The 24,159-nt window shown below is 62.7% G+C and carries 14 protein-coding genes; 8 read left to right on the top strand and 6 right to left on the bottom strand.

The window, feature by feature from the left end; all coding sequences use genetic code 11:
• From ACSQ8R_RS18500 to ACSQ8R_RS18490, 3 genes are all read right to left on the bottom strand, one after another.
• Positions 1–918: an ABC transporter permease subunit gene (locus tag ACSQ8R_RS18500; RefSeq protein WP_436254719.1), complete on the bottom strand. Its 918-nt coding sequence runs from the start codon at positions 916–918 to the stop codon at positions 1–3.
• Positions 919–944: 26 nt separating this feature from the next.
• On the bottom strand, positions 945–1,949 hold the full coding sequence (locus tag ACSQ8R_RS18495; RefSeq protein WP_436254718.1) for an ABC transporter permease subunit: 1,005 nt from the start codon (positions 1,947–1,949) through the stop codon (positions 945–947).
• A 156-nt stretch (positions 1,950–2,105) separates the two neighbouring features.
• Positions 2,106–3,701, bottom strand: coding sequence for an ABC transporter substrate-binding protein (locus tag ACSQ8R_RS18490; RefSeq protein ID WP_436254717.1), 1,596 nt, complete (start codon positions 3,699–3,701; stop codon positions 2,106–2,108).
• A 529-nt stretch (positions 3,702–4,230) separates the two neighbouring features.
• On the opposite strand from ACSQ8R_RS18490, the gene ACSQ8R_RS18485 reads away from it, so the two are divergent.
• The 6 genes from ACSQ8R_RS18485 (at position 4,231) to ACSQ8R_RS18460 (ending at position 10,962) form a co-directional block, all read left to right on the top strand.
• Positions 4,231–5,664: a M20 family metallopeptidase gene (locus ACSQ8R_RS18485; RefSeq protein WP_436254716.1), complete on the top strand. Its 1,434-nt coding sequence runs from the start codon at positions 4,231–4,233 to the stop codon at positions 5,662–5,664.
• Positions 5,665–5,797: 133 nt separating this feature from the next.
• Positions 5,798–7,153, top strand: coding sequence for an aspartate aminotransferase family protein (locus ACSQ8R_RS18480; RefSeq protein ID WP_436254715.1), 1,356 nt, complete (start codon positions 5,798–5,800; stop codon positions 7,151–7,153).
• Between the two features lie 74 nt (positions 7,154–7,227).
• Positions 7,228–8,688, top strand: coding sequence for a cardiolipin synthase (gene cls, locus ACSQ8R_RS18475; RefSeq protein ID WP_436254714.1), 1,461 nt, complete (start codon positions 7,228–7,230; stop codon positions 8,686–8,688).
• Between the two features lie 63 nt (positions 8,689–8,751).
• Entirely contained in the window at positions 8,752–9,582 is an 831-nt protein-coding gene (locus ACSQ8R_RS18470) for an endonuclease/exonuclease/phosphatase family protein (RefSeq protein WP_436254713.1), read from the top strand.
• A gap of 90 nt (positions 9,583–9,672) precedes the next feature.
• Positions 9,673–10,647 (top strand): threonine ammonia-lyase, encoded by a 975-nt coding sequence (locus ACSQ8R_RS18465; RefSeq protein ID WP_436254712.1) that lies wholly within the window; start codon positions 9,673–9,675, stop codon positions 10,645–10,647.
• A 177-nt stretch (positions 10,648–10,824) separates the two neighbouring features.
• A complete protein-coding gene (locus ACSQ8R_RS18460; RefSeq protein ID WP_436254711.1) occupies positions 10,825–10,962 on the top strand; it encodes a hypothetical protein in 138 nt (45 codons plus the stop codon).
• 99 nt (positions 10,963–11,061) lie between these two features.
• Here the strand turns inward: ACSQ8R_RS18460 and ACSQ8R_RS18455 are convergent, their stop codons facing one another.
• Together ACSQ8R_RS18455 and ACSQ8R_RS18450 are read right to left on the bottom strand one after the other, a co-directional pair.
• Positions 11,062–12,225 carry a M20 aminoacylase family protein gene (locus ACSQ8R_RS18455; protein ID WP_436254710.1) on the bottom strand — a complete coding sequence of 388 codons (1,164 nt, stop codon included), beginning with the start codon at positions 12,223–12,225 and terminating at the stop codon, positions 11,062–11,064.
• Positions 12,203–12,436: a hypothetical protein gene (locus tag ACSQ8R_RS18450; RefSeq protein WP_436254709.1), complete on the bottom strand. Its 234-nt coding sequence runs from the start codon at positions 12,434–12,436 to the stop codon at positions 12,203–12,205. Before ACSQ8R_RS18450 ends, ACSQ8R_RS18455 begins: the two co-directional genes overlap by 23 nt.
• Positions 12,437–12,658: 222 nt before the next feature.
• Between ACSQ8R_RS18450 and ACSQ8R_RS18445 the strand changes: the two genes are divergently transcribed.
• Positions 12,659–21,163 (top strand): GH36-type glycosyl hydrolase domain-containing protein, encoded by an 8,505-nt coding sequence (locus tag ACSQ8R_RS18445; protein ID WP_436254708.1) that lies wholly within the window; start codon positions 12,659–12,661, stop codon positions 21,161–21,163.
• Positions 21,164–21,253: 90 nt separating this feature from the next.
• Here the strand turns inward: ACSQ8R_RS18445 and ACSQ8R_RS18440 are convergent, their stop codons facing one another.
• The gene (locus ACSQ8R_RS18440) at positions 21,254–23,023 is read right to left on the bottom strand and encodes a glucan ABC transporter ATP-binding protein/ permease (protein WP_436254707.1); all 1,770 of its coding nucleotides are present in this window, start codon (positions 23,021–23,023) and stop codon (positions 21,254–21,256) included.
• Positions 23,024–23,334: 311 nt separating this feature from the next.
• Here ACSQ8R_RS18440 and ACSQ8R_RS18435 point away from each other — a divergent pair, with 311 nt between their 5' ends.
• Positions 23,335–24,075 carry a LuxR family transcriptional regulator gene (locus tag ACSQ8R_RS18435; protein ID WP_436254706.1) on the top strand — a complete coding sequence of 247 codons (741 nt, stop codon included), beginning with the start codon at positions 23,335–23,337 and terminating at the stop codon, positions 24,073–24,075.
• Positions 24,076–24,159 lie beyond the last annotated feature (84 nt).

The following is a 24,159-nucleotide window of genomic DNA, read 5'->3' as shown; positions in this document are numbered from 1 at the left end:
CTAAGACCTCTTCAGTTTCGGGTCGAGCGCATCGCGCAGGCCGTCGCCCATCAGGTTGATGGCAAGGACGGTGACGAGAATTGCGACGCCGGGGAAGGTGACGACCCACCAGGCGCGCAGGATGAATTCACGCGCTTCTGCGAGCATCGTGCCCCATTCGGGTGCCGGCGGCTGGGCGCCCATGCCGAGGAAGCCCAGCGCCGCGGCGTCGAGGATGGCGTTCGAGAAGGACAGCGTCGCCTGGACGATCAGCGGCGCGGTGCAGTTTGGCAGGATGGTGCGGAACATCAGGCGCAGCGGACCGGCGCCGGCAAGCCGTGCGGCGGTCACGTAATCGCGGGTCTTTTCGGCCATCACGGCGGCGCGGGTGAGGCGCACGAAATGCGGCTGCAGGGTGAGTGCGATGGCGATCATGCCGTTGGTGAGGCTCGGCCCGAGGATCGCCACGAGCACGAGCGCGAGCAGCAGCGACGGGAAGGCCAAGATGATATCCATCAGGCGCATGATGACGGTATCGATCCAGCCGCGGTAGTAACCGGCGATCAAGCCGACGATGATGCCGCCGGTGAGCGACAGCGTCGTGACGAAGACGCCGATAAACAGCGAATATTGCGCGCCATAGATCAGTCGGGACAGGATATCGCGGCCGACAGGATCGGTGCCGAGCAGATAGGACGGGTTGCCGCCCTCGGCCCAGGCCGGCGGAAGCAGGGCGAAATCGCGGTACTGCTCGAACGGCGAATGCGGGGCGATGAACGACGCGAAGATCGCCACGATGACGAGGGCGACGAAAATGATGAGGCCCAGAACGGCGCCGCGATTTTCGGAAAAGTAGAACCAGAACTCGCGGAGCATCTGGCGGCGCATCGCGGCGCTGGAAACCGGTTCGGCGATCTTGGTAACAGTGGTATCGGCCATGGGATTTTCTCCTTCTTGGTGCCGGATCAATGTCGGATTCTGGGATTGATCAGCCCGTAGAGCAGATCAACGATGAGATTGACGAACATGATGATGGCCGCGATCAGGAGCAGGCCGCCCTGGATGACGGCGTAGTCGCGGCGGAAGACGCTGTCGACCATCCACTTGCCGATGCCCGGCCAGGAGAAGATCGTCTCGGTCAGGATCGCGCCGGCGAGCATGACGCCGATCTGCAGACCGATCGTGGTGATGACAGGGATCATCGCGTTGCGCAGCGCATGGATGCCGACGACGCGGAAGGGCGAAAGGCCCTTGGCGCGGGCGGTGCGGACGTAATCCTCCGACAGAACCTCCAGCATGGCGGAGCGCGTCTGGCGGGCGATGACCGCGAGCGGAATGGTCGCCAGCACGATCGAGGGCAGAGCCAGATGGCTGATCGCCGAGGCGAACGCGCCCTTCTGGCCCGACAGCAGCGAGTCGATCAGCATGAAGCCGGTGACCGGCGGGAAAAAGAACATCAGCGAGATGCGGCCCGAAACCGGGAACCATTGCAGGGTGCCGGAGAAAAGGATGATCAGCAGCAGGCCCCACCAGAAGATCGGCATCGAATAACCGACAAGCGCGATGCCCATAAGACCCTGGTCGAAGATCGAGCCGCGCTTGATCGCGGCGATCACGCCGGCCGGAATGCCGAGTGCGATGGCGATGACGATGGCGCAGAAGGACAGTTCCACGGTCGCCGGAAACAGCGCCCAGAACTGGTCGAGGATCGGCTTCTTGGACACGATCGACGAGCCGAAGTCGCCGGTCAGCACGCCGCCGAGATAATCGAAATACTGGACGACCAGCGGCCGGTCCATGCCGAGCTGGGCGCTGATCTGGGCATGCCGCTCCGGCGACATGACCCGTTCGCCCGAAAGAAGCGCAACGGGATCGCCCGGCAGAAGTCGGATAAATGAAAACGCAATGATCGAGACTCCGATGAAAGTCGGGATCAACACGGCGATACGCCGTAAAAGGAAGCCAAACATTCGAAACCTTTAGTGGTTTTGGTTCGTGGCCGGTTCACGGATTTGTCAAGCCATGAAGGCGGCAATTATGGCGTCTGCGCCAAATTTTGGCGTCTCATAAGAAAATGCCGCGGGAAACGCAACGCGTCCCGCGGCAAAATCGTCGTTATGCGGTAATTACTGAGCGATATCGACTGCTTCGAAGGTGAAGTCGCCGAGCGGGCTCTGGGTAAAGCCGGTCACGCCCTTGCGCATCGGAACGACTGCGAGGGAGTGGTCGATGGTTGCCCAGGGAGCGTCCTTCTTGAAGACCGCCTGAGCCTGTTCGTAGAGCTTGGTGCGCTCGGCCTGGTCGGAGACGACCTTTGCCTTCTTCACCAGTTCGTCGAATTCCTTGTTGCACCACTGGGCGCGGTTGTTGCCGCCGACGGCATCGCAGCCGAGCAGCGTGTCAAGGAAGTTGTCCGGGTCGCCGTTGTCGCCGGTCCAGCCCATGATGGCAGCGCCGTCACGGTTCTTGTCCTTCGAACGCTGCAGGTATTCAGCCCATTCGAAGGAGACGATCTCAACCTTGACGCCGATCTTGGCGAAATCGTCCTGGATGATTTCGGCCGCGCGGCGGGCGTTCAGCATGTAGGGACGCGAAACCGGCATCGCCCAGACCTTCATGGAAAGGTCCTTGACGCCTGCATCGGCGAGCATCTTCTTGGCTGCGTCGAGGTCGTAGGTGTCGTCCTGGGTGGCCTTGCTGTAGGACCACATGGTCGGCGGGATCGGGTTGACGGCAGGTGTCGCCATGCCCTGGAAGACGGCATCGACGATCGCCTTCTTGTTGATCGCCTTGTTCAGCGCCTTGCGGACTTCGACCTTGTCGAACGGAGCCTTGGTGGTGTTGTAGGCGAGGTAGGCGACGTTCAGGCCTTCCTGCTCCAGGACCTGGAGGTTCGGATCAGCCTTCATGGCCTTCACGTCGGCTGCGTTCGGATAGGGCATCAGGTGGCATTCGCCGGCCTTGAGCTTCTGGTAACGAACGGCGGCGTCGGTGGTGATGGCGAACACGAGATCGTCGATCTTCGGAGCGGGGCCCCAGAAATCGGCGTTCTTCTTGTAGCGGATGACGGCGTCCTGCTGGTAGCCGACGAAGGTGAACGGACCGGTGCCGACCGGCATCTGGTTCAGCTGTTCCTTCTTGCCGGCCTTGTCGAGGCTGTCGGCATATTCCTTCGACATGATCGAGGCGAACGGCATGGCGAGGTTGGCGAGGAACGGCGCTTCCGGACGGTTGAGCGTGACCTTGACGGTCAGGTCATCGACCTTCTCGATCGACTTGATCAGCTTCGGAAAGCCCATGCCATCGGCATATTCCCAGGTCGCGCCGGAAATGTACTTGTTCCAGGCGTTCTTCTCGTCGATCTGGCGGCCGATCGAGAAGACGACGTCGTCGGCGTTCAGGTTGCGGGTCGGCTTGAAGAAGTCGGTGGTCTGGAACTTGACGTTCGGACGCAGCTTGAAGGTGTAGACGGTGCCGTCAGCGGAAATCTCCCAGCTCTGGGCAAGGGCTGCTTCCGGCTGGGTCGTGCCCGGCTTGAACTCGAGCAGGCGGTTGTAGATCGGGTGTGCCGACGCGTCGAAGGTCGTGCCGGCGGTATAGATGCCGGGGTCGAAGCCTTCCGGAGAACCTTCCGAGCAATATACGAAGGTCTTGGCGCTGGCGGCGCTTGCGAAGAAGGTTGCCGACAGCAGCGCTGCGGCAAGGGCGAGTTTGTATTTCATATGGATCTCCCAATGACCTGTGGCCGGCTTGTCGCCGTGCCCGGTTGATGTCTTCAGTTGGAATGGCGCGCTTTCGCGCCCAACGACTGGTATTCCTGTGTTCACCTCCTGGCCGGCGATATTTCGCTGCGGCCGGCCTTCAAATGCGTTTCTCCTGGCGGTTCCTGCTCCAGCCTCTGGGCCGCGCACGTCCCCATTGTTCTGATCCCGATCAACGGCCTCCCGCCGTATCGGATTTCACGCCCGCTTTATTTTTTAGAAATTTTTCCACAAAATTGGCAAAATCCCGATGCATTTTTATTGTTTTCGGCTCCTGCCGTAGATTTGCCTGCGGGCCGTGGGGCGCGAGCATAACGATTATGGTCCCGTTGTCGAGATGCTAAGATTCGCGCTCTGGTCACATCCTCGTCCTTTTCGCCCAATCTCTCCGCAGTGCCGATTTCTGCGGCAATGCCGCATTGCCATCGGCTGAGAATTGGCTACGGTTCGGGTCTTCCGACCAGCATAGATGTATCGAGGCAACGGTTTCATGACGACAGGCAATTCCAATCTCCCCCTCGTTTGGGATTTCATCGACCGCAAGAAAGAGGTCTTCACCGAACTCGCGGACCGCGTCTGGGAGACGCCGGAGACCTGCTACATGGAGACGCTTTCGGCTGCCGCGCATCGCGAAATGCTGGAGACGCAGGGGTTCAGGATCACCGGAAATGTGGCCGGCATTCCGACCGCGCTGATCGGCGAAGCGGGCGAGGGCGGCCCGGTGATCGCCTTCCTCGGCGAGTATGACGCGCTGGCTGGCCTCAGCCAGAAGGCCGGCCTGACCCAGCACGATCCGATGATCCCCGGCGCCAACGGCCATGGCTGCGGCCATAATCTTCTCGGCTCCGCATCGCTGCTGGCCGCCACCGCCGTGAAGGATTGGCTCGAAAAGACCGGCACGCCCGGCCGCGTGCGCTATTATGGCTGCCCGGCGGAAGAAGGCGGCGCCGCCAAGGCGTTCATGGTGCGGGACGGCGCCTTCGAGGATGTCGATATCGCGATCAGCTGGCACCCGAGCAATTTCGCCGGCGTGCAGCGGGAAACCTCGCTCGCCAACTGCCGCATCGACTTCACGTTCACGGGCCGTGCGGCGCATGCGTCGGCGGTGCCGGAACTTGGCCGCAGCGCGCTCGATGCCGTCGAGCTGATGAGCGTCGGTGTCAATTATATGCGCGAGCACATGCCGTCCGAGAGCCGCATTCATTATGCGGTCCTGGATAGCGGCGGCATCTCGCCCAATGTGGTGCAGGCGCATGCCAAGGTGCGCTACGTCGTCCGCTCCGCAGACCTGCCGGGACTGTTTGCGCTGATCGAGCGCGTCAAGAAGGTTGCCGAAGGTGCGGCGCTGATGACCGAGACCAAGGTCGAGAGCACGATCCTCGCCGGCGTTTCCAACCTCGTGGTCAATACGCCGCTGATGGACGTCATGCAGGACGTCTGGGACAGCATGGGCCCCCCGCCGTTCGACGCCACAGATATCGAGTTTGCCGAAAAGATCCGCGCCACGCTGACGCCGGAAGACATTGCGGCGAGCTGGAACCAGGAGCGCCTGGAACAGCGGGATGTTCCGCTCGCCGACTTCATCCTGCCGGCGCATAGCGAAAACCGCCAGATGGGCGGTTCGACCGATGTCGGCGATGTCAGCTGGGTGGTGCCGACCGTGCAGGCCTATGGCGCGACGCTTGCCGTCGGCACCCAGCTTCACACCTGGCAGGTGGTGGCGCAGGGCAAGAGCCCGCTTGCCCACAAGGGCATGGTTTCCGTCGCCAAGGCGATGGCCGCGACCGGACTGGCCGCCATGACGAGCGATCAGCTCCGCGAGGCGGCCTGGGCCGATCTCAAGAAGCGGCGCAAGGGGCAGGACTACAAAAGTCCGATCCCGGCCGGCGCGGAACCTCCGGTCGCGGCGATGACCCTTAAATGACAAATTAAACTGATCGACGCGTCAACTATTTTGAACGGTCGGCCTCTCTGAAAACGGCGATTTGGGCTGTCCAATATCGCCGTTTCCGCCTATGGAATTCATAGACCGTTGCGTGTCTCACAGGAGGTCCGTCGTGACTATTCAGCCCAATTCCATCGAAGCCCGGGACAAGGCTTATCAGCTTCACTCCTACACCAATGCCCGCGCGCTGGAGCGTGACGGATCGCTGGTGATCGACCGCGGCGAGGGCATCTATGTCTACGACGTCAACGGCAACAAATATATCGAAGGCATGGCCGGGCTCTGGAGCGTCGGCGTCGGGTTCGGCGAAAGCCGGCTCGTCGAAGCGGCCGCCAGGCAGATGGCGAAGCTCCCCTACTACCACACCTTTACGCTGCGCAGTCACGGCCCCTCGATCGATCTTGCCGAAAAGCTGATCCAGATGGCGCCGGTGCCGATGTCCAAGGCCTATTTCACCAATTCCGGATCCGAGGCCAACGACACCGCCATCAAGATGGTCTGGTACCGTTCGAACGCGCTCGGCAAGCCGGAAAAGAAGAAGATCATTTCGCGCATCAAGGGCTATCACGGCGTGACGATCGCCAGCGCCAGCCTGACCGGCCTGCCGAACAACCACCGCTCCTTCGACCTGCCGCTCGCCGGCATTTTCCACACCACCTGCCCGCATTACCGCGCCTTCAAACAGGAAAACGAGACGGAATCGGCCTTCGTCGAGCGTTGTGCCAAGGACCTCGAAGACCTGATCCTCAAGGAAGGCCCGGAAACCGTCGCCGCCTTCATCGGCGAGCCGGTGATGGGCGCGGGCGGCGTCATCGTGCCGCCGGCCGGTTACTGGGATGCGATCCAGAAGGTGCTCAGGAAATACGATATCCTGCTGATCGCCGACGAGGTGATCTGCGGTTTCGGCCGCACCGGCGAGATGTTCGGCACCACGACCTATGCGCTGCAGCCGGATATCATGACGCTGTCGAAGCAGATCTCGTCTTCCTACCAGCCAATCTCGGCACTGCTCATCAACGAGAACGTCTATGGCCCGCTTGCCGATGAATCGGCGAAGATCGGAACGTTCGGCCATGGCGTGACCGCCGCCGGTCATCCGGTCGCCGCAGCGGTTGCGCTGGAAAACCTGGCGATCATCGAGGAACGCGACCTCGTCGGCAACGTGCGGGCGCTGGCTCCGAAGTTCCAGGGCCGGCTGAAGGCGCTGGAAGGCCATCCGCTGGCGATCGAAGCGCGCGGCGTCGGCCTGATCGGCGCGTTGGAACTGAAGCCGCGCGATGGTTTCGCGGCCGGCCAGCTCGGTCCCAAGCTTTTGGCGATCATGCTCGAAAAGGGGCTGATCTCGCGAGCGATCGGCGACTCGCTGGCGCTCTGCCCGCCGATGATCATCAACGAGCAGCAGATCGACACGATCTTCGATACGTTCGAAGCGTCGCTTGAAGTCTTCGAGAAGCAGCTCTCTGCCTGATACCTCCGGAGCCGCGCCAACCTATTGGTGCGGCTCCGATTGCTCTCGACGCGCGCGCGCCTATATTGCTCGCCATGCTGGAACTCATCGAACCCTATTGGCCGCATATCCTCTTCGTTTTGTCGGTCCTGATGGGGGCTGCGGCTGCGATCCACGCGGCGATGACCAAGGAGGAAGTCCGATCGGCGATCGGCTGGGTCGGCGTCATCGTCCTGTCCCCGATCGTCGGCGCGCTGCTTTATCTTGTGGCGGGGGTAAACCGTATCCGCCGGGCCGTCATCAGCGATCGACGGGCATTGTTGCAGGGAGAAATCCGTGCGCATGTCGTTTCCTACGATGCGACCAACGATCTGATCATCGAGGAATTCGGGCATCGCTTCCGGGCAATGAAGACGCTTGGCGACCGGGTGACGCGCCACCGGTTGACGACCGGCAACACGATCGTCGCACTCGATACCGGTGACGAGGCCTATGGGGCGATGCTGAAGGCGATCGCCAAGGCGAAGCGCAGCCTCATCCTCGAGACCTACATCTTCGACCGGGACCGGATCGGCATCCGGTTCGCCGATGCGCTGATCGCCGCGGTCAAGCGCGGCGTCGAAGTGCGCGTGCTGATCGATGCGGTGGGCGCCCGGTATTCGGTGCCGAGCGTGCTCGGCATGCTGAGAGACGGCGGGGTCACCGTCGATGTGTTCAACGGCAACGTCATCATGGGCCTGCGGCTGCCCTATGCCAACCTGCGCACCCACCGGAAGATCCTGGTCATCGACGGCCGTGTGGCGTTTACCGGGGGCATGAATATCCGCGAAGGTTTTTCGAGCGAATTCAGCGGCAACAAATGTTCGTTCGACACCCATTTCAAGATAACCGGGCCGGTAGTCGCCGACCTGTTTGCAATTGCCGCCGCCGACTGGCGATATTCCGCCGACGAGGCGCTGGAGGGCGGGGCCTGGGCGCTGCAGGCGCCGGAGACGGAGCCCGGTTCGCCGGTCGTCGTGCGCGCCGTTTCGTCCGGACCCGACCGGAGCGTCGAGACGAACCACAAGATGCTGATGGGCGCGTTTTCGGTGGCGCGCTCGTCGATCCGCATCGTCTCGCCATATTTTCTGCCGGATCGCGAGTTGATCACCGCGCTCGTTACCGCCGCGCGACGTGGAGTGGAGGTCGATATCGTGGTGCCGACCGCCAACAATCTGGTTCTGGTCGATAGGGCGATGACGGCGCAGTTCGACCAGATGCTGAAGAATTATTGCCGCATCTGGCGGGCATCCGGCCCGTTCAACCACTCCAAGCTCCTGGTGATCGACGGGCGCTGGGCCTATGTCGGGTCCTCGAACCTCGATCCACGATCGCTCCGGCTCAATTTCGAGGTCGATCTCGAGGTCCTGGATTGCCCTTTCGCGGAAGCTTTGGAGCGAAGGATAGATCTGGCGATTTCCTCCGCAACCGAAGTGACGCTCGATGGGTTGATGGCAAGGCCTTTTCTCGTGCGTCTCATCGAGCGCGTGCTCTGGCTGGGCTCACCCTATCTCTAGTTGCTGGATAGATGGGCAGCTTGCCCTATAAATTTCACTGATCGGCGAATAGTCAAAAGAACCATGCGGGAAAAACGTCCGAACCTTCCGAAAAGCATTCTGGCCTCCATCCGGGCTCGAAGGAACCGTGCCGCCGGAACGCCTGAGGGCCGTGACCGCGGGCACGGCATGCTGATCGCCTCCTACAACGTGCACAAATGCGTCGGCATCGACGGCAAGTTCGATCCCGGCCGCACAAGCCACGTGATCCGCGAGATCGGCGCCGATGTGATCGCACTGCAGGAAGCGGATTCCCGGTTCGGAGAGCGGCGTGGCCTGCTCGACCTCGCGTGGATGGAGCGGGAGATGGGGCTTTTTCCGGTGCCCGTTTCCGGTGTTGCCAAGGCGCATGGCTGGCATGGCAATGTGATCCTCTTCCGCGAAGGTCTCGTCCGCGACGTTCATCAGGTCAAGCTGCCGGGGCTCGAGCCGCGTGGTGCGCTGATCACCGAGCTGGAACTCAAGGACGGCAGCGCATTCCGGATCATCGCCGCCCATCTCGGCCTGCTGAACCGCTCGCGGCAGCAGCAGGCTCGCATGATCCTCGATATTCTGCGATCGCGTGAAGAGCAGCCGACCGTGCTGATGGGCGATCTCAACGAATGGCGGCTCGGTGATCGCTCTTCCCTGAACACGCTCGCGACCGTCTTCGGGCTGCCGGCCGCGGTGCCGAGTTTCCCGTCGCGCCTGCCCGTACTGGCGCTCGACCGCATCATGGCAAACCGGCCGGGGTTGATCGATGCGGTGGAAACCCATGACAGCCCGCTTGCGCGGCTCGCCTCCGACCACCTGCCCATCAAGGCATTGGTAAAGCTCGGCTCCCTGCCGTTTTCGCAAGGTGCGCAAGCCGGGTAGGCCTGCTTTTTTCCGGCCTTTACCGGCATGAAAAGCGTCGATAGGTTCGCGGTTCCACCCGCCCTTTTGTTTCCGAATGGAATTCCCCGCATGACCGATATCGCCATGATCGAAGCCGCCCGTGCCCGTCTCGATGGTCACGTGCGCCGCACGCCGCTGCTGTCCTCGCCCTTCCTCGACGAAATCGCCGGGCGGCGTATCTTCGTGAAGCCGGAATGCCTGCAGCATACGGGCTCGTTCAAGTTTCGCGGCGCCTGGTCGGCAATCTCGGCGCTGTCGCCCGAAGTCCGCGCCAAGGGCGTGATCGCTTTCTCCTCCGGCAACCATGCCCAGGGCGTGGCGCTGGCGGCGAAGATGCACGGTATCCCGAGCGTGATCATCATGCCGACCGATGCACCGCGCATCAAAATCGAGAATACCCGCGCCTATGGCGCGGACGTCGTGCTTTACGACCGTCTCAACGAGGACCGCGATGCCATCGGTGCGCGGCTCTCGCAGGAGCGCGGCCTGACGCTGATCAAGCCGTTCGATGAGCCGCTGGTGATCGCCGGCCAGGGCACGACCGGGCTCGAAATCGCCGAACAGGCGGGCGAAGAGGGGATCGGGAAGGCCGACGTGCTGGTGCCGACGGGCGGCGGCGGTTTCATTTCCGGTGTTGCGCTGGCATTGAACGCCAAGGCGCCCGGTTTTGTCGTGCACCCCTGCGAGCCGAAGGGGTTTGACGACGTGACGCGTTCGCTGGCGTCGGGAAAGATCGAGCGCAATGCGACCCAGGGCGGTTCGCTCTGCGATGCGATCGTCACGCCGCAGCCCGGCAACATAACCTTCCCGATCATGTCGAAGCTCTGCGGCGCGGGCCTTGTGGTGACCGACGAGGAAGCGTTGCACGCGGTGGCGCTTGCCTTCAGCCGGCTGAAGATCGTCGTGGAACCGGGTGGCGCGGTGGCCTTGGCGGCCGCTCTTTTCCATGGCGAGACGCTGGGCGACACGGTGATCGCCGTCTGCTCCGGCGGCAATATCGACCCGGACATCTTCCGTCTGGCGCTGGACCGTTTTGGCGCTTGAGGCGCTCGCAAGGCGCCTGAGCATAATAAACCGTTAATCGCGCATGTAGGTCGTTAAGAAAAAAGGATTTTCTACGGAACGGGCGGGTGTTTGGAACATTATCTCTATCGGCTTGGTAGAGATAAGATAGCATAAGCCAACGCTCGAAAAGGGCGAACCATAATCCGGGAGACATCCATGCGTCACATTGAGCATCAGACACGGTCTTTCCCAGTCCGCAGCGCCGCGGGCAAATGGCAGTGGGCGGTCAATACTGTCCTGGTGACGGCAGCCTTCATCTTCGTCGGTGCCGTGACACTCGGCCTTTTCCCCTGAGGCCTTTGGGCTTCGCCTTTTGAAATTCGGGCTTGGTCATCCCAAGACCGGAAGCACCTCCCGCGCTTCGCCGCCCGGGAGGTGTTTTCGTTTAAAGGCCTATCTCGGCGGGAGGTAGGCTTCGGCAAGCTCCACCCAGAAACTCGTTCCGATCGGCAGTGCGTCGTCGTTGAAGTCGAAACGCGGGTGGTGCAGCGGCGGGTCGTTGTCGGTGCGCCTGGTGCCGAGCAGGAAATAGGTGCCCGGCCGCTCCGCCAGCATATAGGCGAAGTCCTCGGCGCCCATGGAGGGGCGCGGCAGGTCGATGACCTTGTCCTCGCCGACAACACGACGGGCGAGATCGCGGACGAAATCGGTTTCCGCCTTGTGGTTGATTGTCGCCTCGTAACCGCGCTTGTAATCGAGCGTGACGCTCATGCCGTAGCTCGCCGCCTGGCCCTCCGCGACCATCCGGATGCGCCGTTCCAGCTCGTCGCGGACGTTGGGATCGAAGGAGCGGATGGTGAGCAGCATTTCCGCCCGTTCGGGGATGACGTTGCTCGCCATGCCGGCATGGAAGGCGCCGACGGTGATGACCATCTGGTCGAGCGGGTGGATGTTGCGCGAGGCGATCGTCTGCAGCGCCATGATGATGCTCGCGCCGCAGACGATCGGGTCCGACGTGTCCTGCGGCTCGGCGCCGTGGCCGCCGCGGCCATTGACCGTGATGCGGCATTCGTCGACGGCGGCCATCATCGGGCCTTCCTTCACGCCGATCTGGCCGAAGGGCAGTCCGGGGTCGTTGTGCAGGCCGAAGACGGCGCTGCAGGGGAAGCGCTCGAAGAGGCCATCCTCGATCATCAGTCTGGCGCCGCCGAAATTCTCCTCCGCCGGCTGGAAGATCAGATGGATGGTGCCGTCAAAATTTTTCCTCCGGGCAAGTATCCTGGCGGCGCCGAGCAGCATGGCGGTGTGGCCGTCATGGCCGCAGGCATGCATCAGCCCCTTGTTCTTGCTCGCATATTCCGCACCGGTTTCCTCCTCGATCGGCAGCGCGTCCATATCCGCCCGGATGCCGATCGACCGGCTGCTGGTGCCGTTCTTCAGGGTGGCGACCACCCCCGTCCGGCCGAGACCGCGGGTGACCTCATATCCGAGGTCGGCAAGCTGCCGGGCGACGAAGTCGGACGTGTTGAATTCCGAGAGGCCGAGTTCCGGATATTGATGAAGGTAACGGCGGGTGGCCACCACGTCGGCCATGTCATTGGAAAACTGGATCGTCATTGCTCAAAACACCGAAAGTTCGATTGGATTGGTTGCGGGGCACGACGAGATCGCCCTTGTGTCTGAGATAAATAGCAGCGCCGCCTTTGGAAGGTAACCCTTGGCGTTTAAATTTCCCTCTGTTCAGCTGCGGAAAGAGGTTCAGGCGGGCCTGTCTTGCAACGGCTGAATTCGCCGCATTATCAATGGGCTGCTTCCGTTCAGGTTCCATTCAGGCTATCCTCGCTAGAGCCGGAACATGTGTCAATCCGCAGGAAGTGAGCAATAGATTCCCGTCAGTCGTTTGCAATATCCGGACTGCTCTCTATTTCCCATTCTCGCGGGTTTGCATCCGGCCGGTCACCATAATCCAAATGATGACTGGCGCTTCCGATGCAGGCCGAGTAAGGCGAGGCCGACAAACCCTTAGAGTTTTCACCAGAAGCCCGTATCCATGTCATTTCACACTACGCCGTCAGCTTCCTCGCGCGAAACCGAAGCCAAGCAGATCGATCATAACGACTCGATCCGCTCGACTTATTTCAACATCGATGCATTGAGGGAATGCGGCGAGAAACTCGGCAAGGAGGGCACGCCCAGCCTGCCGGGCTTGATGGAGTTCGATTTCTTCAAGCGGCACCATGAAAACGAGAAGGAGATCCTTCGCGTCTATCGGGCGACTGCTACCGACGTCGATGCGGGCGCGTCGATCACTCCCGCCGCCGAATGGCTGCTCGACAATTATTACATCGCCGAAGAGGCAATCCAGGAGGTCCGCCGCGACTTCCCGAAGAAGTTCTTCCGCCAGTTGCCTACGATGTCGGTCGGCGGCCAGCAATTGCCGCGTGTCCTGGTGCTCGCCTGGCTCTATGTCGCCCATACGCACAGCAGCGTTTCCCGCGAAGCGCTGGCCTCCATGGTCGAAGGTTTCCAGGTCAAGGAGCCGCTCGAGATCGGCGAACTCTGGGCATTGCCCTCGTTCATCCGTTTCGTGCTGATCGAGAACCTGCGCCGCATCGCGACCCGCGTCGACCGTTCCCGCAACATGCGCCGCCGCGCCAACGAGACGGCCGACGAGATCATCCGCCTCAATAACGAGGAGGCGAGCGCCGATGTCCTGAAGGGCATCGAGGACCTGACGAACGACAATACGTTCACGGCCCAGTTCCTCTACCGCCTTCGCAACGCTTCCCAGACCTCGGGTTTTGCCGTCGCCTGGCTGGAGCAGCGTCTCGAACAGGCCGGTACCGACGTCGAAGAGGTGATGCTCGCCGAGCAGAACCGCCTTTCGTCCGGCAACGTGACGATGGGCAATATCATCAAGAGCCTGCGCGAGATCGACGATACGGAATGGAGCGTCTGGTTCGAGGACGTCTCGCAGATCGACAAGATCTTCCGCGAGCGCACCGACTACCAGGCGCTCGATTTCGGTTCGCGCAACGCCTATCGCAATCGTATCGAACAGATTGCCCGCCGCTCCCGCAAGAGCGAGGCCGAGGTTGCCGAGGCGGCCATCCAGCTCGCCGAAAAGGCGTCGGCGGAAGAAAACGCCGATCCGCGCGAGACCAATGTCGGCGCCTTCGTCGTCGGCCGCCGCCGGCGGGAACTGGAAGCGGCAGTCGGCTACAATCTGCTGTTCGTGCAGCGATTTGTCCGCCTCGTCCGTCGCCTCAACTGGTTTGCCATTGCCGGCCCGGTGATCCTCATCACGGTGCTCGCCATGGCGATTGCCGGCTGGTTCCTGGTGCAGGCGGATATTCCGCTGCCGGTCGTCTTCTTCTTCCTGCTGATGTTCGCGCTGCCGGCTTCCGAGGGCGCAACCGGCCTGTTCAACACGCTGGTGACCTATGTGGTCCGGCCGGCCCGGCTGGTCGGCTACGAGTTCAAGGAAGGCATTCCGGAAGCGGCCAGGACGCTGGTCGCCGTCCCCTGCCTGATCACCGACCGGGACACCGTGGACGAACTCGTCCGGAACCTCGAAGTCCACTATCTCGCCAATCCGCACGGCGAGATCTATTTCTCGCTGCTCAGCGACTGGCGCGACAGCAAGTTCGAGGAGACCGATACCGACCTCGAAATCCTCGACTATGCGAAGCGCGAGATCGCGGCACTCAACGCCAAGTATGGAGAAGACGGCAAGACGCGGTTCTATCTGCTGCATCGCCGCCGTCTGTTCAATCCGAACGAAGGCGCATGGATGGGCTGGGAGCGCAAGCGCGGCAAGCTGCATGAACTCAACATGCTGCTGCGTGGCGATCGCGACACCAGCTATCTTCCGGGTGCCAATATCGTTCCGCCGAACGTCCAATACGTCATGACGCTCGATGCCGATACGCGCCTGATGCGCGACGCGGTGACCAAGCTCGTCGGCAAGATGCACCACCCGATCAACCAGCCGGTGCTCGATCCGAAAACCAATCGCGTCATCCATGGCTATGGCCTGATGCAGCCGCGCGTGACGCCGTCGCTGACGACCGGCAAGGAAGCCTCGGTCTTCCAGCGCGTCTTCTCCGTCGGCCGCGGCCTCGATCCTTACGTCTTCACCGTCTCCGACGTCTATCAGGACCTGACCGGCGAAGGCAGTTTCACCGGCAAGGGCCTCTATCACGTCGATGCCTTCGAGGCTTCGCTGAAGGGCCGGATCGACGAGAATTCGGTGCTCTCGCACGACCTTCTCGAAGGTTCGTTCGCACGCTGCGCCCTCGTCACCGACGTGGAACTGGTCGAGGACTTTCCAGTCCGCTACGAGGTCGAAGTCTCGCGCCAGCATCGCTGGGCCCGCGGCGACTGGCAGCTGCTGCCTTACATCCTCGATCCGAAGCGCGGCGTGACCGCGCTCGGCCGCTGGAAGATGATCGACAACCTGCGCCGGTCGCTGACCCCGATCGCCTGGTTCTTCGCTTCCGTGCTCGGCTGGTACTTCATGGATCCGCTCGGCGCGCTGATCTGGCAGATCCTGCTGATCTTCTCGCTGTTCGTCGCCCCGACCCTCAGCCTGGTCACCGGTCTTCTGCCGGGCTCTACCGATATCGTCCCGGGCGCGCATTTCTATTCCGTCTGGTCGGACATGCGTTCCGCCAATGCGCAGGTCGCGCTGCGCGTCGTCTTCATCGCGGATTCCGCCTGCATCATGACTGATGCGATCTCCCGGTCCCTCTACCGCCTGTTCTTCAGCCGCAAGCTGATGCTGGAATGGCGCACCGCAGCCTCGATCCAGTCGAGCGCCCAGGGCAGCCCGCAGGACTACTACAAGACGATGTGGCATGCGCCGGCGATCGCCGTGCTCAGCATCATCCTGGCGGCGATGCCGGGCGACAATGCGTTCCTGGTCGGCATCCCGTTCGCCGTGCTGTGGATATTCTCGCCGCTCGTCGCCTGGTATGTCAGCCAGTCGGCCGAGACCGAAGACCGGCTGTTCGTGCCGGAACCCGTGTCGGTCGAACTGCGCAAGATCGCGCGCCGCACCTGGCGGTATTTCGAGACCTTCGTGACCGCGGAGCAGAACTATCTGCCGCCGGACAATTTCCAGGAGAAGCCGAACCCGGTCATCGCCAAGCGCACGTCGCCGACCAATATCGGCGTCTACCTGCTGTCGACGATCTCGGCGCGGCATTTCGGCTGGATCAGCTTCGCCGACACGATCGAGCGCATCGAGCAGACGATCTCGGCGGTTGAGAGAGCCGACAAGTTCCGCGGCCACATGTACAACTGGTATCATACCGATACCCTGCAGCCGCTGATGCCGCGCTACGTTTCGTCGGTCGACAGCGGCAATTTCGCCGGCCATCTGATCGCCATCTCGTCGGCTTTGCGGATCTGGGCAGAAGCTCCTTCCGCGCACCTTCAGGGCAATCTCGACGGCCTCGGCGACGTTTCCGGTATCCTGGCCGAAACGCTGAAGGCCCTGCCGGACGACCGCAAGACCGTGCGACCGCTGCGTCGCCGTCTCGAAGAGCGCATCGCCGGCTTCGGCAACGCGCTTGCCGCGGTCAAGCGCGAGCATGAATTCGCATCGATCCGGATCATTAACCTCGCCGTGCTTCCCCGCGACATCCAGAAGCTTGCGTTCAACCTCGACCAGGAAGTCCGCTCGGCACAGAGCGATGAGGTCATCCGCTGGTCCGCTTCGCTCGTCACCGCCTGCGAGGCCCATATCGCCGACAGCGTCTTCGACAATGCCAATATAGAATCGCTGCGGGAGCGGCTCGGCGTGTTGCGCGACCGAACCCGTCGGCTGGCTTTCGCGATGGATTTCAGCTTCCTGTTCCGCAAGGAACGCCGGCTCCTGTCGATCGGCTACCGCGTCGAAACCAACGAGATCGACGAAGCGTGCTATGACCTGCTCGCATCCGAAGCGCGCCTGACCAGTCTGTTCGGGATTGCCAAGGGCGACCTGCCCACCGAGCACTGGTACAAGCTTGGCCGCCAGGTCGTGCCGATCGGCGCGCGAGGCGCCCTGGTCTCCTGGTCCGGCTCGATGTTCGAATACCTCATGCCGCCGCTCGTCATGCAGGAGCGCCAGGGGGGCATTCTCAACCAGACCAACAATCTGATCGTCAAGGAACAGATGAACCATGGCCGCCGCCTCGGCACGCCATGGGGCATTTCGGAAGCGGCCTTCAACGCTCTCGACCATCAGATGTATTATCAATACTCGAACTTCGGGGTGCCGACGCTGGGCCTCAAGCGCGGTCTCGGCCAGAACGCCGTCATCGCTCCCTATGCGTCTATCCTCGCCAGCCAGTATGACCCGATCGCCGCGGCCGAAAACCTCACCGAACTGCGCTCGCTCGGAGCCCTCGGCGTATTCGGCTTCTACGACGCGGTGGACTTCACGCCGACCCGCGTACCGGAAGGCAAGCGCTGCGCGGTGGTGTTCAACTATTATGCCCACCACCACGGCATGTCGATCGCCGCGATCGCCAACGTCGTGATGAACGGTCTGCTGCGCGAGCTCTTCCATTCCGACCCGACCATCGAGGCAGCTGAACTGCTGCTGCAGGAAAAGGCGCCGCGCGACATTCCGGTGATGAGCGCCAAGCACGAAGAAACCCCCGGCAAGGGCCAGGGGGAGCTGTTGCGCTCGGAAATCCGCACCATAACCAACCCGGCCACCAAGGACCGCGAGCTGGTGCTGCTCTCCAACGGTCACTACTCGGTCATGCTCACCGCCACCGGCTCGGGCTATTCCCGCTGGAACGGACTGTCGGTCGCGCGCTGGAAGCCCGACCCGACGGAGGATCGCTGGGGTCAGTTCCTGTTCCTGCGCGACACCACGACCGGCGAATGGTGGTCTGCCACCGCCGAGCCGCGTCGGGTGGAAGGCGAAAAAACCAGGGCGATCTTCTCCGACGAGCGGGCCGAATTCCACAAGACGGTCGGCGACCTCACGAGTACGGTCGAATGCATCGTCGCGAGCGAGCACGATGCCGAAGGCCGCCGCCTGACGCTGCTCAACATGGGTACCGAGGATCGCTTCATCGAAGTCACCTCCTATATGGAACCCGTGCTGACCACCGAGGACGACGACAACGCCCACCCGGTCTTCCAGCGGATGTTCGTCCGCACGGAAATCGGCCGCCGCGGCGACGTCATCCGCGCGTGGCGCAACAAGCGCGCGCCGAACGAGCCGGACATGGTGATCGCCCATCTGGCGGCCGACAATGCCGGTTCGGCCCGCCCGACCGAGTTCGAGACCGACCGCCGCAAGTTCCTAGGCCGCGGCCGCACGCTTTCCGAAGCTGCCGCCTTCGATCCCGGCGCGACGCTGTCGGGTACCGACGGCTTCACGCTCGATCCGATCCTGTCGCTGCGCCGCGTCGTGCGCGTGCCGGCCGGCAAGAAGGTGAGCGTGATCTTCTGGACCATCGCAGCGCCCCGGCGCGAAGAACTCGACCAGGCGATCGAACGTTATCGTCATCCGGATGCATTCCAGACCGAGCTCACCCAGGCCTGGACGCGCACCCAGGTGCAGATGCGCCATCTCGGCGTCTCGTCGCAGGATGCGGCGGCGTTCCAGCATCTGGCCCGTTATCTCATCTATCCGGACATGCAGCTGCGCGCCGACCAGGCGACCATCCATGCGGGCATGCAGCCGCAGTCGTCGCTCTGGCCCTCGTCGGTTTCGGGAGACTTCCCGATCTTCACGCTGCGCATCAACGACGACAACGACATGCCCGTCGCCAAGGAGGCGATGAGCGCGCAGGAATATCTGCGCTCACGCGGCGTCGTCACCGATCTGGTGATCTTCAACGAGCGAGCGGCCTCCTACGCCCAGGAAATGCAGCAGGCGCTGGAACATCTCTCCGAGAGCGCCCGCCGCCTCAGCCAGCAGGAAGGCCAGCGCCAGCATGTCTTCTCGTTGCGCCGCGACATCATGGACGACGAGGGTTCGGAAGGCCTGATTGCCGCATCCCGCGTGGTTCTGCACGCCCGCAACGGCAAGATCAGCGACCAGCTCAACCGCACGGCGACGATCTTCGCGCCGCCGAAGGACCAGCAGATCGAGATCGATCGCCGTCCGCTGCTGAACGGCGAGATCTTCCAGCCTCCGGCTCCGATCGAGGCACCGGCAGATCTCGACTTCTGGAACGGTTTCGGCGGTTTCACCAAGGACGGCAGGGAATATGTGGTGCGCCTGCACGGCGGCCAGTCGACGCCGCAGCCGTGGATCAACATCATCTCCAACGACAAGTTCGGCTTCCACATTTCGGCGGAAGGCTCGGGCTTCACCTGGGCCAGGAACTCCCGCGACTATCAGCTGACGGCCTGGACCAACGACATGGTCATCAACCGTCCCGGCGAGGCATTCTACATCGCCGACCGGGACAGCGGCGCCGTCATGACGCCGTTCGCGGTCCTGTCGCGCAAGCCGGAGGTCAAGTTCGAAGCCCGGCACGGGCTTGGCTACTCGGTCTTTTCGAGCGAAGAAGAAGGCCTGAAGATCAGGCTGACCCAGACGGTCGACAGGACGCGGGCGGCAAAGCTGTCGTCCATCGTCCTCCATAACGGCGGTTCGGAAACCCGCAGGCTGCGTGTCTACGGTTATGTGGAATGGCTGCTCGGTGCCAACCCGGCCCGGTCCATCCCGTTCATCCTCTCCAGCCGCGACGAGGAAACGGGCACGCTCTTCGCCACCAACTCCTACAGCATCGACTACCGCCGTTTTGCCTTCATGGGCATGAAGGAGACGCCGGTCGGCTTCACGGCGAGCCGCCGTGAATTCATCGGCCGTTTCGGTTCGGTGCAGATGCCGGCGGCGGTGATGTCCGCTTCGGCGCTCAACAACGCCCTCGATCTCGACGGCGACCCCTGCGCGGCGCTCGCCTATGACATCGAGCTCGCGCCGGGCGAAGAGAAGACGGTCACCTTCTATCTCGGCGACGCCGATACGAAGGAAGAGGCCCAGGCGTTGGCGGCCCAGCTGCGCGGCGAGGAGTTCGCTCCGATCCTCGAGGCGAACCGCGACTTCTGGACCGGCTTCACCGGCCGCCTGAAGATCTCGACGCCGGACAAGTCGCTCGACAACATGGTCAACCACTGGCTGCCCTACCAGGCGCTCGGGTGCCGCATCATGGCCCGCACCGCCTTCTACCAGGCATCCGGCGCCTTCGGCTTCCGCGATCAGCTGCAGGATACGCTCGCCTTCCTGGTGCACGAGCCGTCGCTCGCCCGCCGCCAGATCGTCAACGCGGCTTCGCGGCAGTTCAAGGAAGGCGATGTGCTGCACTGGTGGCTGCCCGGCTCCGGCGCCGGCGTCCGCACTATGATCTCCGACGACGTCGTCTGGCTCGCCTACGGTATCCACCAGTATGTCTCGGCGACCGGCGATCAATCGCTGCTCGACGAGGAACTGGCGTTCATCGAGGGTCCGGTGCTCGAAAAGAACAAGCACGACTCCTTCATCCAGCCGACGGTCTCGACCGAGACCGCAACCCTCTACGAGCATGCGGCAAGGGCGCTGGACCTGGCGATCACGCGCACCGGCGACAAGGGCCTGCCGCTCATTCTCGGCGGCGACTGGAATGACGGCATGAACCGCGTCGGCATCGGTGGCCGCGGCATGAGCGTCTGGCTCGGCTGGTTCCTGGCCGCAGCCCTGCGCAACTTCCTTCCCTATGCGCAAGCGCGCAAGGACAAGAAGCGCGTCCAGCTTTGGACCGACCATATCGAAACCCTCAAGCAGGCGCTCGAGAAGGCCGGCTGGGACGGCACGTACTACCGCCGGGGCTATTTCGACGATGGTTCCGCGCTCGGCTCGAGCACCAGCGACGAATGCCGCATCGACTCGCTCGCCCAGTCCTGGAGCGTGCTCTCGGGCGTCGGCGATCCGGAACGTGCCGCCCAGGCCATGGATGCGGTGCTCGAAAAGCTCGTCGACGGCGAAGCCGGGATCATCCGCCTCTTCACGCCGCCGTTCCAGGATACCCGCAAGGATCCGGGCTATATCAAGGCCTATCCGCCGGGTGTTCGTGAAAACGGCGGCCAGTATACCCATGCGGCGATCTGGGTCGTGCTGGCGCTGGCGGCGCTGAAGCGGGGCGATGATGCCTGGAAGTGCTTCCAGATGCTGAACCCGATCAACCATGCGCTGGACCGCGACTCGGCCGAGACCTATCGCGTTGAACCCTATGTGGTCGCGGCCGATGTCTATGGTCACGGTTCCCATACCGGGCGCGGCGGCTGGACCTGGTATACGGGTTCTGCGGGCTGGCTCTACCGCGCGGCGACCGAGGGCATTCTCGGTATCCGCCGCCAGGGCGACCGGCTGTTCGTCAATCCGGTGCTGCCGAGCGACTGGAATGGCTTCACCGCCGAACTGACCATCGACGACACGGTCCACGAGATCGCCGTCGAAGGCGACAAGGTCACCATCGACGGTCAGGCCGTCAGCGGAACGGAAGGGTTCCTGCTTGGCGGAGCCGCCGCGAGGCGCCTGCCGGAACCGGCCAACAGCTGAGACCTCGACCTGACGGGGAAGCCGAACTGACAAAAGAAACCCGCCGCCATGCGAATGGCGGCGGGTTTTTCGTTGACGTTCCTGCAGGGATCAGGCGGGCTGTGCCACCGACCCGCCGGGATCCGCCGCTTCGTCGTCCGTCAGGATGCCGCTTGCCTTCAGCAGGGAGGCGAAGCGTCCGCCGCTCTCGCTGAGTTCCTCATAACTGCCCATTTCGGCGACGCGTCCGTTCTCGAGGAAGATCACCTTGTTCGCGTCGCGAACGGTCGAAAGCCGGTGGGCGATGATGAAGGTGGTGCGGTTTTCGCGGAGGCGGTCTATGGCGGTCTTGACGCGCGCCTCGGTCTCGACGTCCAGCGCGCTGGTCGCCTCGTCGAGGACGAGGATCGGCGCGTTCTTGAGGATGGCGCGGGCGATGGCGATACGCTGACGTTCGCCGCCGGACAGCCGGTTGCCGCGCTCGCCGACCGGCGTCTCGTAGCCGTTCAGCCGCGTCTCGATGAACTCGGTAGCGGCGGCGGCCTCAGCCGCCCTGGCGATTTCCTCCTCGCTGGCGCCCTCGCGGCCGAGGCGGATGTTCTCGCTGATCGACCGGTTCAGGAGACCCGCATCCTGGAAGACGGTGGCGATGGAATGGCGCAGCGATTTTCGCGTCACCTTGCCGATATCGATGCCGTCGATCAGGATCTTGCCTTCCTGGGGGTCGTAGACACGCTGCAGGAGGTTGATGAGCGTCGTCTTGCCGGCGCCGGTCGGCCCGACGATGGCGACGGTCTCTCCGGCCTTCGCGGTAAAGGAGACGTTATGGACGCCCTGGCTGGTGCTGGCAAAGCCAAACGAGACATCGCGGAACTCGACCTCGCCGCGAACTTCGCCGAGGTCGGCGGCATCGGCCGGCTCGGCACGTTCTTCGACGGAATCCTCGAGAATGAAGAAATCCTCGAGCTTGGCGCGCGCTTCGAAGATCTGGGTCGCGAACTGGCGCAGCAGATCGAGGCGGCCAATCAGCAGGTTGGCAAAGCCGATGAAGGCCACGACATCGCCGACCCGGATTTCGCCGCGCTGGACCAGAAGCGTACCGATGACCAGGATGACACCCATGGACACCGTCGAGGCCGTGCGGTTGAGAGCGCCGGCCAGAGCCCACCAGTCCAGCACCGGATACTGGGCGGCAAGCAGGTCCTTGGTATAGTCCTTGAGCGCCAGGGTCTCGGCCTCGATGCGATTGTAGCTGTGCAGCACCGATACGTTGCTGATCGCGTCGCTCACATGGGAGAAGACCGTGTGGTAATGGTTCTCGACCGAGGCCTGCCCCTCCTTGGTGCGGTTCATTACCGTCACGCCGATGATCCAGTAGAGGATGCTGAGCACCAAAAGGACGAGGCTCAGCCGCCAATCCATCGAGATCGCCGTGGGGACCAGCAGGACGAGCGCCACTGCGGTGGCGAGATGGGTACGCATGAATTCGAGCCACAGGCCGAACAGGCTCTCCGCCGCACGCAGCAGGGTGTGCAGCGCATTGGAGGTGCCGCGGGTGTGGTGCCAGGCGAGCGGCATGGAGATGATGCGTCCGAAAGCCTCGGTGAGCAGCGATGCGCGCCGGCCGTGAGCGAGCCTGTCCGCCTCACGGGCGACGAGCACATAGGCAACGGTGTTGAAGACCCCGAAGCCGGCCCATAACGTCAGGACCGGCGTGACGGTAGTGCCGGACGAAATGGCATCGATGATCCGGCCGAAAAGGATCGGTTCGGCAATGGTGATGACGGCAAGCACGATATTGGCGATGACGACGGCGGCGACGCGCCATTTGTTCTTCGCCAGATATTGGAGGGCCCGTGCGTAAACCTGGAACAGCGTCAACTGGCGCAACCTCTTTCATGTGGAGCCGCCATCGGGGCGGCGCCGGTAATCTAGTGATCGGAAACGGCAATTCCGCGACGGAAGCCGGGAATAATACTCTTCTGCCAGAAATGTTTCATGGAGGGCAAGGCTTCCCGCAATCAGCGTCTTGCACCAACCCACGGCTTATTGCAGAAAGCCGTCAAGGGCTAGATTTCGCGGTATACCTTCAAAGAATGATAACTATGCTAATCGATTGTGAATAAGGGAAGTTACTGAAATTTAAGATAAAGACAAGAATCGCCCGAAAAGAGCGCGGCGGGGAGCAAGCCTTGAACATTCATCTGGTCGTGCAACTCTTGGTACTCGTCGGGGAAATCAAGACCGAGGCGGAGCTGACGGCGCAGCTCGAATCTCTGCTGAAGGCCTATGGATTCGAATATTATGGACTGGTCGTGCGGCCGCGCTCCCTTCAGAATCCTGCCGGCCTTGTCCTGGCCGGCCGCTGGCCGGAAGGCTGGCAGGAAATCTACGAGGCGCGCAAATATGCGCTGGTCGATCCGACTGTTCGAATGCTCGGCATCGCGCAAAGGCCCTTCCGCTGGCGGGATGCGGTCCTCAGGCTCCGCACCGATCCGCATCGGCAGCGCATGCAGCGGATGATGCAGGAGGGGACACGTTACGGCCTTCAGGACGGCTACCTGTTTCCGGTCCATGGTCGCAACGGCCTGCTTGGCAACATGACGCTCGGCGGCCGCCCGGTGGATCTCTCACCCGCTGAAATGGCGCTCTTCGAAGCTGCCGCCAAGAAGGTATTCTGGCGCTTCCTGGACCTGCGCGGCCAGGCCGAGGAACTGGAGGCCGCCGCGAAGGTGGACACCCAGCTTACCCGCCGCGAGATGGAGGTCATCGTGCTGCTCGCCGACGGCCTGACCTCCAACGAGGTCGCAAAGTCGCTCGACATCTCCAGCCATACCGTCGACTGGTACATCAACGGGCTTCAGGAGAAGCTGCGCGCCAAGAACCGCCAGCACGTCGTCGCTTCGGCATTTCGCCTCGGCCTCATCGCCTGAGCGGTCTGGTTTCGTTGCGAGACACCCGGTCTCCGGACAAATTGCGCTTGCCTGATTAAGGCAATACTGATTTCTTTGCAGTGC

Source organism: Neorhizobium sp. LjRoot104, assembly GCF_964253725.1.
Classification (GTDB): domain Bacteria; phylum Pseudomonadota; class Alphaproteobacteria; order Rhizobiales; family Rhizobiaceae; genus Neorhizobium.
Note: the sequence above shows the minus strand (reverse complement) of the source record. Positions and strands in the feature narration are given on the sequence as shown.

What these genes read in the sequence shown, in the direction of transcription:
- ACSQ8R_RS18500 (WP_436254719.1), bottom strand. Translation starts at nt 918, where the DNA reads ATGGCCGATACCACTGTTACCAAGATCGCCGAACCGGTTTCCAGCGCC.
- ACSQ8R_RS18495 (WP_436254718.1), bottom strand. Translation starts at nt 1,949, where the DNA reads ATGTTTGGCTTCCTTTTACGGCGTATCGCCGTGTTGATCCCGACTTTC.
- ACSQ8R_RS18490 (WP_436254717.1), bottom strand. Translation starts at nt 3,701, where the DNA reads ATGAAATACAAACTCGCCCTTGCCGCAGCGCTGCTGTCGGCAACCTTC.
- ACSQ8R_RS18485 (WP_436254716.1), top strand. Translation starts at nt 4,231, where the DNA reads ATGACGACAGGCAATTCCAATCTCCCCCTCGTTTGGGATTTCATCGAC.
- cls (WP_436254714.1), top strand. Translation starts at nt 7,228, where the DNA reads ATGCTGGAACTCATCGAACCCTATTGGCCGCATATCCTCTTCGTTTTG.
- ACSQ8R_RS18470 (WP_436254713.1), top strand. Translation starts at nt 8,752, where the DNA reads ATGCGGGAAAAACGTCCGAACCTTCCGAAAAGCATTCTGGCCTCCATC.
- ACSQ8R_RS18465 (WP_436254712.1), top strand. Translation starts at nt 9,673, where the DNA reads ATGACCGATATCGCCATGATCGAAGCCGCCCGTGCCCGTCTCGATGGT.
- ACSQ8R_RS18460 (WP_436254711.1), top strand. Translation starts at nt 10,825, where the DNA reads ATGCGTCACATTGAGCATCAGACACGGTCTTTCCCAGTCCGCAGCGCC.
- ACSQ8R_RS18455 (WP_436254710.1), bottom strand. Translation starts at nt 12,225, where the DNA reads ATGACGATCCAGTTTTCCAATGACATGGCCGACGTGGTGGCCACCCGC.
- ACSQ8R_RS18450 (WP_436254709.1), bottom strand. Translation starts at nt 12,436, where the DNA reads ATGGAACCTGAACGGAAGCAGCCCATTGATAATGCGGCGAATTCAGCC.
- ACSQ8R_RS18445 (WP_436254708.1), top strand. Translation starts at nt 12,659, where the DNA reads ATGTCATTTCACACTACGCCGTCAGCTTCCTCGCGCGAAACCGAAGCC.